The organism is Oscillatoria salina IIICB1 (assembly GCF_020144665.1).
Lineage (GTDB): Bacteria > Cyanobacteriota > Cyanobacteriia > Cyanobacteriales > SIO1D9 > IIICB1.
Genome location: NZ_JAAHBQ010000038.1, coordinates 95,151 through 108,216, shown reverse-complemented (window position 1 = coordinate 108,216; position 13,066 = coordinate 95,151). Strand labels below are relative to the sequence as shown.

Below are 13,066 nucleotides of genomic sequence, written 5' to 3'. Positions count from 1 at the left end.
AATTCGCCATTCGGCATCTTCGCCCCAGTTACATCAGTAGAGGAAACTTATTATATCATCTTAGCTCAAATCCGATCGAGATCCGGTTAACTTCGAGTTATTTTAGCGAGTTTGTTCGATTTGAGGCTGTGAATCAGTTAAACCAAAGCGATTTAAAGCACTAACAACTCCCCAAGCCACAAATACACCAACGAGCAAACCAGTAACCACGAGAATGAGATAAATTCGTTGAAAATTTTTGATATTTTTTTGTACGCTAGGCGTATTAACATTAGGCGAATCTGCATGAGCGACAGAATTATCTTCTTCCGCAGCAGTAGTATTCCCAAGTTCAGGATTTGGCTGATAATTATTGTTAGTTTCGTCTACCATTTTACCATTTTTCTCAAAAGTCATTGATATCTACAGTTTGTAGTTAAACGACCAAATTAGCATCTACCAATAGGCAAATTCAGGTCAAACAGCCTCTTACTTTTAGATAGTTAGATTTCTTTAATATACCATTTAGCTTCCCTCACTGCACGATCGTAGCCGTAAATAGCGTTAGGCTGAGTCTAATCCCCGCTTCTCTGACTCTCGCGACAACGCCGCTTAAATTAGTAGCCTTGAGACTGGCGCGATCGCTGCATATACTCGCATCTAAATTTAGCTAGAATAGAAAATAAATTATCGTTTTTGGAAGCAAAAATCGCTCCACCTCTGCGATCGTTTAAACTATTAACCTCTGTTCAATTTATTCTCTAAGTTGAAAAAGATATGAACAACTTAACAATTAACTTCCAATCAGTAGAACTTACCGACGAACAATTTTATCAGCTATGTCTCAACAACCGCGATCTCAAATTTGAACGTAATACCACTGGAGATTTGATTATTATGTCACCTACTGGGGGAGAAACCGGAAATCGTAACCTCGAAATAGCCTATCAACTTCAAGCTTGGAGTCGCCAAAATAATTTCGGAATTGCTTTTGATTCTTCCACTGGATTTAAACTACCAAATAATGCAGATCGTTCCCCAGATGCAGCTTGGATATCCAACCAACGTTGGCAAAGTTTAACACCCGAACAACAACAGAAATTTGTCCCTTTATGTCCGGATTTTGTCATCGAATTACGTTCGCCAACAGATACCTTAAAAAGCTTACAAGAAAAAATGATTGAATACCAAGAAAATGGTACTCGTTTAGGTTGGTTAATTAATCGCCAAAGTCGCCAAGTAGAAATTTATCGACCCGGAGAAAATGTGGAGATTTTAGAATCACCAACCAGTTTATCAGGAGAAGATGTTTTACCCGGTTTTGTCCTCAATTTAGAACCAATTTGGTGAAAATGTCAAGCATTTTCAGGCAGATTTTTACCGAAAATATATTCAATTTAGTTGACGAAATTAATCAAGATATGACTAACTTAACTATCAACTTCCAATCAGTAGAACTTACCGACGAACAATTTTATCAGCTATGTCTTAATAACCGCGATCTCAGATTTGAACGCAATGCAAAGGGAGATTTAATTATTATGTCACCTACTGGGGGAGAAACTGGAAATCGGAATGGTAGATTAACACAGCAACTTTTTAACTGGTCAGATCGAAACGGAACTGGAATTGCCTTTGATTCATCGGGAGGATTTAAACTACCAAATAATGCAGATCGTTCCCCAGATGCAGCTTGGATATCCAACCAACGTTGGCAAAGTTTAACACCCGAACAACAACAGAAATTTGTCCCTTTATGTCCGGATTTTGTCATCGAATTACGTTCGCCAACAGATACCTTAAAAAGCTTACAAGAAAAAATGATTGAATACCAAGAAAATGGTACTCGTTTAGGTTGGTTAATTAATCGCCAAAGTCGCCAAGTAGAAATTTATCGACCCGGAGAAAATGTGGAGATTTTAGAATCACCAACCAGTTTATCAGGAGAAGATGTTTTACCTGGTTTTGTCCTCAATTTAGCACCAATTTGGTAAACTAATTTTTTGAGCTAAAGTAGCAAGATGGAAAAGTGGTACAAAGAAGACCTCGCCTATATTCATGATGTCGGTTTCTGCGACTATGCAGTTAAATCCGCTCCTGGTATATTAGAAATTTTAACTGACAATAAAATCCGATTTCGGTTTCAATGGAGAACCTATAAAAAAAATCAGCATAAATTTAAAGTTATCAGCTAAATGTTATTATTAATTTATCAATAAAGATAAACTAAGCGTGAAAACTGATTCTATTTTTTATCAACTTTTTCAAACCTTTCCCAGCTTATTATTTGAACTCATCGGTGAGTCACCAGACAAAGCTGACGATTATCAATTCTCCTCGCGAGAAATCAAAGAACTTGCTCGACGTTTTGATGGAGTCTTTTTACCAAACACTGAGTCTCCTAATCAAATAATTTACTTTCTAGAGGTACAATTTCAACCGAAAACAGATTTTTATTGGCGTTTGTTTGCGGAAATATTTGTCTATTTAGCTCAATATCAACCGACAAATGATTGGCGTGCAGTAGCGATTTTTCCGTCGCGAAATATTGATGCTGACGTACCAAGACAGTATCGCTGGTTAGCGCAAAATCCTCCTTTGATTAAAGTGTATTTGAATGAGTTAGAGCCGCCAGCTAATCCTTCACTTGGATGGGGTATGGTACAGTTAGTTATCGAGTCTGAGGAAACTGCTACCAGTGAAGTGCCGCAACTACTTGCAAAAGCTAGACAAGAGCTAACTGATGAAGCTCTCAAGCAAAAAGTTGTAGAATTAATAGAGACGATTTTGGTTTATAAGTTACCACAATTAAGCCCTCAGGAGTTAGAAACAATGTTTGGCTTTAGCGATCTCAAACAAACTAGAGTTTACCAAGAAGCGCGAGAGGAAGGTAAGTTAGAATCTGTACCTCGGTTATTAGCTTTAGGGTTGAGTATAGAACAAATTGCTCAAGCTTTAGAGTTAGATGTAGAAAAGGTGCGTCAAGCAGCAACGGGAAATAACCAAAATTAGCTATTTTTATCGATTTTTTTAGGGTGCTTACTAAAGCACCTTATTCATTTAAGCGAGAGAAAAAAAATAGCTGATTAATAAAGATATTTTTGCTGTAAAAGTTACCACAATTAAGCTGATAGGAGTTAAAAAATGTTTGAATATAGCGATCTTAAACAAACTAGAATTTACCAAGAAGCGCGAGAGGAAGGTAAAGCAGAAGGTAAAGCAGAAGGTAAAGCAGAAGGTCGAGTAGAAGGTAAAGCAGAAGGTCGAGTAGAAGGTAAGTTAGAATGCGTACCTCGGTTATTAGCTTTCGGGTTGAGTATAGAAGAAATTGCTCAAGCTTTAGAGTTAGATGTAGAAAAGGTGCGTCAAGTCGCAACGGAAAATCGGTGACAGAGAAGATAGGCGCGATCGCTACTTTCCCTCCTACCGAACAACGTGCTATCCTATAAGGCAAAATTGCACTGGGAGTCTGGCGATGACTTCAACAGCTACTTCAGTAAACTCTGATGATGCTCTTAACTTAGAGGATCTCGCCGCGTTGTGCCAAGCTAGTAAAATTGGTAAACTTCTCCCTGCTGCTCTCTATGTCCACACTTCAGCTATTTCTGCTCTTCATCCAGAATTGCAAGCTTATGAAATTCGTGCGAGAAATGTTGCTGATGCAAGAGAAGAAGCTAATTTAGTTAAATTTAGTACCGATAAACTGAAAATTAGTTATTTATTTTACCCGGATTTTGATACTGACCCTCATCCAGCTTTACAAGCGAGTATCCAAGTAAATTTACAAACTTTAGAGGTAGGTTATCGCGATTATCGTACCTCAGAAAATCCGCCAATTCTCCATCGCAAGGAAACTTTTGTAACTCCAGAATATCCTTTGTATGCGGAGTTTGCGGAACTTACTCGTCAAGAAGTTGCTCTGGGTTTATTGGATGACTCGCGTTTTATTGGGACTCGTGAAGAATGGCAGCAACGTTTGTACCGCTACAGGTTAGAATTGTGCGGACATCGTTTGGTTTGTGCTATTGATGCTGCACCAGGTAAGATTATTATCGAAAGGCATAAAGCGGCGATCGCGCGCACTCAACTTTCTCGTCCGGTAAGATTAGCATTAGAAGCAGATCTGTTTCCACCTGATTCTACTTTCTTTGACTATGGTTGCGGTCATGGTGGCGATATTCAACGCATTGCAGAAAAAGGTAACATTAGTTCAGGTTGGGACCCTTATTATCGTCCTGATGCACCGCGCACTGAGGCAGATATAGTTAATATTGGCTATGTTATTAATGTAATTGAAGACCCCGCCGAACGTCGCGAAGCTTTAATTTCTGCTTGGAATTTAACCAAAAAACTCTTAATTGTCGCGGCACAAGTTCTCATTGACGATCGCCAGCGCGGAGTGGTAGCTTATGGTGATGGTGTTATTACCAGTCGCAACACTTTCCAAAAATATTACGAACAAGAAGAGTTAAAAATTTATATCGACCAAGTTTTGAATGTCGATGCAATTCCTGCTGGTTTGGGGATTTATTTTATCTTTCGCGATGAAAATCAAGCTGAAGCTTTTCGTGCTTCTCGCTTTCATTCCCGCGCAACAACTCCCAGAATTAAAACTCCTAATAAATCTTTTGCAGATTATCAGGAATTACTGACTCCGTTGATGAATTTTGTTACCAAACGCGGACGACTTCCCGTGAAGGGAGAGTTAGCTGAGGAAGCAGAAATTAAAGCCGAGTTTCGCTCATTTCGTCGTGCTTTTGACGTAATTTTACAAGTAACTGACGAAGCCGAATGGTCAGAAATTGCCGAAAAACGTCGCCAAGACCTTAAACTATATTTAGCCCTTGCTAGTTTCACTAAACGTCCGAAACCCAGAAGTCTCAATCCTGAAGTAAAAGAAGATTTTAAAGCTTTATTCGGTAATTACAAACGTGCTTGTTTGTTAGCGGATATGATGCTTTTTAGTTTGGGCGATCTTGATAATATTGCCGATCTGTGCATCAATAGTCCTGTTGGTAAGAAACTACGGAATTCTCTGTTAATTCATGTTAGCGCTTTAGAAAGACTCGATCCGCTTTTGCGGCTCTACGAGGGCTGTGCGAGTCGCACAATTGGACGTTTAGAAGATGCGAACGTCATTCAATTTCATTTCCGCAAGCCGAAAATTTCTTATCTAGTTTATCCAGATTTTAATACAGAAATTCATCCTAGATTGCGCTCAAAAATGCAAATTAGTTTACAAAATTTGCGCGTCAATTATCAGGAATATGACCCAGAAAATCCCCCAATTTTACATTACAAATATGCTTTAGTAACTCCGGATTATCCTAACTATGAACGATTAGCGCAGTTGACACAGCAAGAAGAAGATTGGGGTTTATTAGAAGATTTAGGAAAAGTGAGGAATTTACAAGGATGGTTAGAATGTTTGGACGAAAATTATACAATTATTAAAAATTATCGACTTTCTCGACGGAAAGATATAGATCCGTATACACTTAAAGTATTACGTGCTAGGGTAAGAACTCGACAAGATCGAAGACGGAGAAAGAATAGTTCGTAGTCAGACTAAAGTCCTCACGACAAACAAATTACTCTTTAATGGGATAGTTCGTAGTTAGCGCTTTAGCGCGACTCGATTCTTAATTAAATCGGACTAAAGTCCTCACTACGAACAAATTACTCTTTAATGGGATAGTTCCTAGTTAGCGCTTTAGCGCGACTCGATTCTTAATTAAATCGGACTAAAGTCCTCACTACGAACAAATTACTTTCAATGGGATAGTTCCTAGTTAAACTTGATTAAATCGGACTAAAGTCCTCACTACAAACAAATTACTCTTTAATGGGATAGTTCGTAGTTAGCGCTTTAGCGCGACTCGATTCTTAATTAAATCGGACTAAAGTCCTCACTACGAACAAATTACTTTCAATGAAAAAGTTCCTAGTTAGCGCTTTAGCGCGACTCGATTCTTAATTAAATCGGACTAAAGTCCTCACTACGAACAAATTACTTTCAATGAAAAAGTTCCTAGTTAGACTAGATTAAATCGGACTAAAGTCCTCACTACGAACAAATTACTCTTTAATGGGATAGTTCCTAGTTAAACTTGATTAAATCGGACTAAAGTCCTCACTACGAACAAATTACTTTCAATGAAAAAGTTCCTAGTTAAACTTGATTAAATCGGACTAAAGTCCTCACTACGAACAAATTACTCTTTAATGGGATAGTTCGTAGTTAGACTTGATTAAATCGGACTAAAGTCCTCACTACGAACTGGTTTTAATTAAGTTCAACCAAGATTCAAGTCCTTTTTTGGTGGGTTGTCTTGTTTTCGTGAAAGTCCAAAGATCGCGCTTATGTTGGGAACCATAACTAATGTGAATTGGTCTTGATTTACCGTAATAATAGAGGGAATCAAACGGTAATTTTTGCGTGAGAATCCATTCGACAACAGTATCGCTAGTTTCTCCGATGATTAAAAAGTCGCAAGCCGCGCCTAATCGGTTACAATAGTATTTACCATTGCGATTGATTTCGTGTGCCATGTGTTGATCGCGCTTGGGATCGATGATACCATTTTTGATGTTAGTTTCTGGATCTTTTTTGTCTAGATATTTCCGTAAGTCTGGGGAACAAAAGCCATAGGTAAGTTGAAATTTATCTTGACCAAAATGATCGATGATTGGGTCAATTATAAATTGATTTAGGGCTTTTAAGGCGAGAATGGTTTCGCTATTTTTAGGAAAAGGATCGATTTTATCGGCGTATTTTTGATAAGTTTGGGTACAGGTACAAAAGTCTTCTAAGGTTAGGTAGTTTCCGAGTTTAGTTGTTTGCATACACTACAACCTGAGTGATGAGGAAAGTACGAGTAGCAGAATCATTATTAGCGATCGCGATCGTGATGACAACAAATGTAATCTAGATGACCAAAACTCGACTACGAGGCTAAGTTTCACTTTCGAGTAGGGATTGTAGCTTCGCTTTCTGTTCAGATATAGACATATCGCTATCAAAATAAATAGCATTCGGACGTGGACGACTAGCAAACTCTTTCCAGGCTTCTGAGTCATTTCTATGGTCTAGAATATAAGACCTTAGTTGCTGAAGACTCATTTGTTTGAAGTTCGGTTTAGGCGACATCATACCTCCATTCTCCATTTGCAAAAATTGTAATTTCAATTGTTCCTTGTTTCCCGGCGATGAGAAATATCTCTTTTCTCTCAGAATCATAGCGAAATAGTTCAATGCTTCGATAGCAGTTAGATAGAACTTGGCAAAGAACGATACATTTCAACATTTGTGCTTCTGTGGGCATTATACTTAAATTTCTCTAGACATGATTTGTTGTTAAAGAGAAAAAATGTTGATAGAGTAGCTAAAAATCACTAAAAAAAGGAACTAATCGCGTGAAAAAGAGGCTAAGAAAACTTTAATTTTCGATCGCTAGATTTGCGATGGGGCAGTAGCGAGCGAGACGCTCGCACTACATACACAACCTGATATAATTAACTAAGCTGCCCCAAATGTACGCTACGGGCATATCTTCCCAAGGCGGTTAAGGGAAAATGCTGTTGATAGAGATGATATTTCAAGTAAAAATGACTGGGAAATCCGGTTCCGGTAAAATAATCTTCGTTCCAACTACCATCAGCTTGCTGTGTAGCTAATAAGTATTCTACACCTCGTGCGATCGCTGCTGTTGCCCAATTTCGGGTTGCTTCTCCAGCCGCGAGTAAACCAATTAAAGCCCAAGCGGTTTGGGAAGCGGTACTGTCGCCAATTCCTTTTAAACTAGGATCGTCATAACTGCGACAAGTTTCACCCCAACCACCATCTTGATTTTGACAGCTAACTAACCAAGCTGCACCTTTAGCAATACTATCTTGATGGGTATAGTCAGCAACCAGGGAAAGCGCAACCAGGACACCGCTAGTACCATAAATATAGTTTACCCCCCAACGACCAAACCAACAGCCTTCGGATTCTTGTTCTTGAGTGAGATAATCCAGGGCGCGTTGTAGTTGTTTCGGTGAGATAATTGGAGAATCGCCATTTTGGTTGAGATTTCCCACCATTTCTAAAACTCTAGCAGTGACATCGGCTGTATTGGGGTCGATAGTTGCTTTCAAATCGCTGTAGGGAAGCAAATTTAGCCATTCTGCATCATTATCAATGTCAAAAGCAGCCCAGCCTCCAGGATAACATTGCATTGTCGCAATCCAAGCCACAGTCCGCGCGATCGCCTCTTGTTTCAGTTTCTCATTTGGCAATTTTATCTGATTCAACGCCATCACAACTACCGCCGAGTCGTCAACATCAGGATAAAAGCGGTTATCAAACTCAAAAGCCCAACCTCCGGGCATACCTTGTTTATTTTTCACCGCCCAATCGCCAAAGTCAAGAATTTGCTTCGATAGTAACCATTCTCCTGCTTTGATTAAACTCGGATGATCGGGAGATAAACCAGAATCTACCAGCGATCGCACTACTAAAGCAGTATCCCACACTGGTGAAATACAAGGTTGTACTCGATAACTATCTTCATCTTCAATTGCAAAACGATCTACCGCTTCCATACCGCGAACAATAATCGGATCTTCGCGATCGTAATCTAATGCTTTTAATCCTAACAGCGAATTAACCATCGCGGGAATAATCCCACCCCAGTCACCTGTAGCTTCTTGTCTCTCCAACACCCATTTTTCCGCCGCTTTAATTCCTTCTTCGCGAAAAGGAACTAAATTATAATCTTGGGCGAATTTGAAAGCATCGTCAAGGAAAACAAAAATATCCGTCCAATCATCGTTGCGTGGTAACTCGTAGCGAACATTTTCTACACCTTCAGCATACAACTCATCTAAATTAATTGCTGGATCGACTTGATAAACAGGCTGGCGATCGAAGACAATAAGTAAAGGTACGGTACTTCCCCTAGCCCAACTCGACATCTCATAAATCGGGAAAGAATCCGGTAATAGCATAATCCAAGGTGGAATCGCAGGTAAACCCCGCCAGTCATAGCAACCAATTAACGCCAAGTGCATTTTTGTAAAAATGCGTGTTTTGCTGATTCCTCCATGTGCGAGAATAAACTCACGCGCCTTGACCATCGCCGGGTCTGTTTCGGTGACACCAAGTAACTTCAAAGCCATGTAAGCTTCCACCGATGTACTAATTTCCCCACCATCGCCATAGTATAACTCCCAACCGCCATGTTCGCGTTGTTGCTGACGAAGATAAGTTTCTACTTTGTGGAGGGGACGAGATTTATCTGTACCCCAAATCTTATGTAATAAGACAATTTCGGCTGTAATTGTCGCATTTGACTCTAATTCCGCCCACCAATAGCCTTGCGGATTTTGCTTGGAGAGAAGATAATCTTGGTGACGCGCGATGGCTTCTTTTACCGATGCAATCGCTTTTCGCTCATCAATTTGCATTTTATACCGTTCACACTCAACCACATCAGTCTAAAATAGCACCAACCAGCAATAAATCAGTCGGCGATCGCGCTGATAGCGTCTCTTCTCTCGATCTAGTATATCCTGCTTTGGTGTAGCGCAAAATTTCACAAATGATCGAATTCGCTTTAACTTTAGTTTCCTTAGTAATTTGGCTTTATTTGCTTGGTTTCCGGGGACAATTTTGGCTGTCAGATCAAATTCTCGATGACTCGACTACCGACATCAAAGATTTTCCGCCAATTTGTGCAGTAATTCCGGCTCGAAATGAGGCAGAATTATTACCAGTTACACTCAAGTCTTTATTGTCACAAAATTATCCTGGTTCTTTCCAAATTATTCTCGTTGATGATGGTAGTACAGACAATACAGCTAATGTTGCCAAAAATATCGCCCAAGAATTAAACAAAACTGAACAATTACAAGTTATTTCTGGAAAACCTTTACCTCCAAGTTGGACGGGTAAACTTTGGGCAATGCAACAAGGAATAGAATATGCTAGTAATCTCCAACCATCGTCAAAATATCTCTTGCTAACTGATGCGGATATTGTCCACGATGCGAATAATTTGCATCGTTTAGTTGCGCAAGCAGAATCAGAAAGTTTAGATTTAGTTTCTTTAATGGTACGTTTGCGTTGCGAGAGTTTTTGGGAAAAATTATTAATTCCCGCATTTATCTTTTTCTTCAAGAAACTTTATCCTTTTCGTTGGGTAAATAATCCTCAAAAATTAACTGCGGCTGCGGCTGGTGGCTGTATTTTAATTCGTCAAGAAAGTTTAACTCGCATCGGCGGAATTCAAGTAGTTCGTAATGCGTTAATTGACGATTGCGCTTTAGCTAAAGCTGTCAAACTAGGTAATTCTGGAAATAATCGGCAAGTCGCTACTAATAATTTAGCTAATTCGCAACTCAAAAATGAGCAACACTCGTTACAAAATGATGCTTTTTCTGTAGCTAATCTCGAAGCAAATATTTCTAATAACACGCTTGACAATTCTAATTTTTCTCAAGTTGTAAATAAAAATTTAGATATTTCAACAGAAAATCAACAATGTTTTTCTAATAATTTAACCAATTTTCAAGAAGAAAATGAGCAAAATTTTTTACCAAATCAACAAAGCTTAATATCGAATGAAAACTTAGAATATTCTGGCTTTTTTCAAGATTTAAACTTAGATGATTTGCCAAATAATCAACAATTTTTTCCTAATAATTTAGCTAATTTTCAACCTGAAAAAGAGCAACAAACGTTACAAAATATCCAATCCCCAATCCCTAATCCCCAACAAGGTAGAATTTGGCTAGGATTAACTGAAAAAACTGCTAGTTTGCGAGCTTACACATCTTTAAATAGTATCTGGTCAATGGTAACTCGAACAGCATTTACTCAGTTAAATTATTCGATTTGGCTATTACTAGGAACAGTTTTCGGAATGACTTTAATTTATTTAGTTCCACCTTTAGGAGTAATTTGGGGAATCATAACCAAAAATGAGCTAGTAACCATTACAGCTTTCTTAGCTTGGTTACTCATGAGTATAGCTTATTTTCCTACCATTCGCTTTTATCGTCTTTCTTCTCTCTGGGCTTTTTCCTTACCAATAATTGCCTTTCTCTACACTATTATGACTATAGACTCAGCCCGGTGTCATTGGCAAGGACGCGGTGGTGGTTGGAAAGGAAGAATTTATCCTCAGATTGAATAAATTTATCTAAAAATTAGGCAATTTTGTCTATCTTTAGGTATTTGTTTATCTTACCTGAATATAGTATTTTTATTTGAAATGTAAACAGTCTCGCTCGCTATCTGTGGACTGTAAGCTAAAAATTGTTACGATCGTTTGAAAACACTATAATCTCTAAATAATGAATGTAGAGACGTAGCAATGCTACGTCTCTACGATAATTAAGGGTGTAAGGTATATCCCCCAGAAGGATAAATCAACTAGGTGAAGTCAGAACTATTAGATTAAGTATAAATTAGCAGTAATTAGAACGTAGAAAGTAAACTTATGAAGCTGAATTTAGTTGATTCTTGCTTAGAAATTGAGCTAACTTTGGTTGAACAATTGCTAGCGTTTAAATTAGATAAATTTTTGCGCATACCGCTAGCCGAAATTACACGAGTAACTACCTCTGCACCGGAAACTACTTGGAAGCAACTACGTGCGCCGGGAACCTTTTTTCCAGGTATAATTAAAGCGGGAACTTATTATACTGACAGAGGTAAAGAGTTTTGGTATGTGACTAAACCAGCTAACAAGCGAAATTATTTAACTGTTGAGTTGAATTCAGATGCTTATCAAAGGATTGTCTTAACTATTGATGATAACGAGTATTGGGAATCTACTCTTTCTCAGTTAGCTACTGTTTAATAAAAGTATTTTTTTCACTGAGTTAGTCAGGGCTGTGTCAAAGTCAAAAAACATTTGATAATAACCTCTCCCCCAACCCCTCTCTTGCAAGGAGAGGGGAGAATTTTTATGATTATGAAATAGCTCTTCTCTGGTAGGGAATGGGGTTGGGGGGTTAGGTTAAAGCAATTTTATTTAGTATTGTTAATTTTAGGTTTTCCCGCTACCAATGAGATACAATAAAGCCATACGAATTGCTACGCCGCTAGTTACTTGTTTGCCAATTAAACTTAACTGAGGATCGTCCATAAGATCGGAACTAATTTCTACACCTCGGTTAACGGGTCCAGGATGTAAAATCTTGACATCAGGTTGACATAATTGGAGGCGATCGCGCGTTATCCCGTATAGTTGATGATATTCTCGCAAACTCGGTAACAAGTGCTGGGTCATTCTTTCTTTTTGTAAGCGCAATGTCATGACAAAATCAGCATTTGCTAACGCGGGTTCGATTTCCCAATGCAAAGATAATTTTCCTGGTTGCTTACTTTCCACGGTATCCGCGAATAATTTGGGTAATAATGTCGGTGGTGCGGCTAAATGTACGTCAGCACCAGCCGCAGTCAGGCTATAAATATTCGAGCGAGCGACTCGAGAATGTAAAATATCACCAACGATCGCTACTTTTTTTCCTTTTAACAGTTCGATGCGAGGATTGTCTGTATCGAGCAGAGAACAAATCGTAAATAAATCCAGTAAAGCTTGAGAAGGATGTTGATGTTGTCCGTCACCTGCATTAAGTATACTCGCACCAGTACCAAGTCGATCCATTTCGTGCGCGATCGCACTGGGAACACCTGCTTCTTGATGACGAATAACCATGATATTCGCTCCCATCGCTAAATAAGTCTTCGCTGTGTCTAAAATTGTTTCTCCTTTGGTCAACGAAGACGTTCCCGGTGCAAAATTGAGTGTATCCGCAGACAAACGCTTCGCTGCTAACTCAAAACTACTGCGAGTCCGAGTAGAAGGTTCAAAAAATAAATTCGCTACTACCACACCTTGTAAAGCAGGGACTTTCTTAGTGCGTCGAGAGAGAACTTCACGAAAACTCGCTGCCGTTTGTAATACCGTATCATACTCAGCAGGTGAAAAATCTGCTAACGAAAGAATATGTTGCTGAGTCCAAGTCGTTGTCGTCATCGGAATGTTTGAATTTGGGGAGAATTAGCTACCAAATTACAGCTTACTGGGTTAGT

Annotated in this window: 13 protein-coding genes; 7 read left to right on the top strand and 6 right to left on the bottom strand. The window is 38.9% G+C overall.

Going from position 1 to position 13,066, the window contains the following annotated elements; all coding sequences use genetic code 11:
- Positions 1-102: 102 nt before the first annotated feature.
- Positions 103-396 (bottom strand): hypothetical protein, encoded by a 294-nt coding sequence (locus G3T18_RS13045; protein WP_224410997.1) that lies wholly within the window; start codon positions 394-396, stop codon positions 103-105.
- A gap of 360 nt (positions 397-756) precedes the next feature.
- Here G3T18_RS13045 and G3T18_RS13040 point away from each other — a divergent pair, with 360 nt between their 5' ends.
- The 5 genes from G3T18_RS13040 to G3T18_RS13020 all read left to right on the top strand — a co-directional run bounded on the left by G3T18_RS13040 (position 757) and on the right by G3T18_RS13020 (position 5,542).
- Entirely contained in the window at positions 757-1,329 is a 573-nt protein-coding gene (locus G3T18_RS13040; protein ID WP_224410996.1) for a Uma2 family endonuclease, read from the top strand.
- Positions 1,330-1,400: 71 nt separating this feature from the next.
- On the top strand, positions 1,401-1,973 hold the full coding sequence (locus G3T18_RS13035; protein WP_224410999.1) for a Uma2 family endonuclease: 573 nt from the start codon (positions 1,401-1,403) through the stop codon (positions 1,971-1,973).
- A gap of 238 nt (positions 1,974-2,211) precedes the next feature.
- On the top strand, positions 2,212-2,991 hold the full coding sequence (locus tag G3T18_RS13030) for an Rpn family recombination-promoting nuclease/putative transposase (RefSeq protein WP_224410995.1): 780 nt from the start codon (positions 2,212-2,214) through the stop codon (positions 2,989-2,991).
- A gap of 132 nt (positions 2,992-3,123) precedes the next feature.
- Positions 3,124-3,369: an RpnC/YadD family protein gene (locus G3T18_RS13025; RefSeq protein WP_224410994.1), complete on the top strand. Its 246-nt coding sequence runs from the start codon at positions 3,124-3,126 to the stop codon at positions 3,367-3,369.
- An 85-nt stretch (positions 3,370-3,454) separates the two neighbouring features.
- Entirely contained in the window at positions 3,455-5,542 is a 2,088-nt protein-coding gene (locus G3T18_RS13020; protein WP_224410993.1) for a DNA phosphorothioation-associated putative methyltransferase, read from the top strand.
- 710 nt (positions 5,543-6,252) lie between these two features.
- On the opposite strand, the gene G3T18_RS13015 is transcribed toward G3T18_RS13020, so the two are convergent.
- The 4 genes from G3T18_RS13015 to shc form a co-directional block, all read right to left on the bottom strand.
- Positions 6,253-6,825: a hypothetical protein gene (locus G3T18_RS13015; RefSeq protein WP_224410992.1), complete on the bottom strand. Its 573-nt coding sequence runs from the start codon at positions 6,823-6,825 to the stop codon at positions 6,253-6,255.
- A gap of 109 nt (positions 6,826-6,934) precedes the next feature.
- Positions 6,935-7,132 (bottom strand): DUF6887 family protein, encoded by a 198-nt coding sequence (locus G3T18_RS13010; protein WP_224410991.1) that lies wholly within the window; start codon positions 7,130-7,132, stop codon positions 6,935-6,937.
- Positions 7,119-7,304, bottom strand: a complete 186-nt coding sequence (locus G3T18_RS13005) for a DUF6888 family protein (RefSeq protein WP_224410990.1) — start codon at positions 7,302-7,304, stop codon at positions 7,119-7,121. The genes G3T18_RS13010 and G3T18_RS13005 overlap by 14 nt, the downstream gene beginning before the upstream one ends.
- 190 nt (positions 7,305-7,494) lie before the next feature.
- Positions 7,495-9,429 (bottom strand): squalene--hopene cyclase, encoded by a 1,935-nt coding sequence (gene shc, locus G3T18_RS13000; protein ID WP_224410989.1) that lies wholly within the window; start codon positions 9,427-9,429, stop codon positions 7,495-7,497.
- A 134-nt stretch (positions 9,430-9,563) separates the two neighbouring features.
- Between shc and G3T18_RS12995 the strand changes: the two genes are divergently transcribed.
- Positions 9,564-11,159, top strand: coding sequence for a glycosyltransferase (locus tag G3T18_RS12995; RefSeq protein ID WP_224410988.1), 1,596 nt, complete (start codon positions 9,564-9,566; stop codon positions 11,157-11,159).
- Positions 11,160-11,465: 306 nt separating this feature from the next.
- Positions 11,466-11,828, top strand: a complete 363-nt coding sequence (locus G3T18_RS12990; protein ID WP_224410987.1) for a hypothetical protein — start codon at positions 11,466-11,468, stop codon at positions 11,826-11,828.
- A gap of 189 nt (positions 11,829-12,017) precedes the next feature.
- Here the strand turns inward: G3T18_RS12990 and G3T18_RS12985 are convergent, their stop codons facing one another.
- Positions 12,018-13,010: an aspartate carbamoyltransferase catalytic subunit gene (locus tag G3T18_RS12985; RefSeq protein WP_224410986.1), complete on the bottom strand. Its 993-nt coding sequence runs from the start codon at positions 13,008-13,010 to the stop codon at positions 12,018-12,020.
- Positions 13,011-13,066 lie beyond the last annotated feature (56 nt).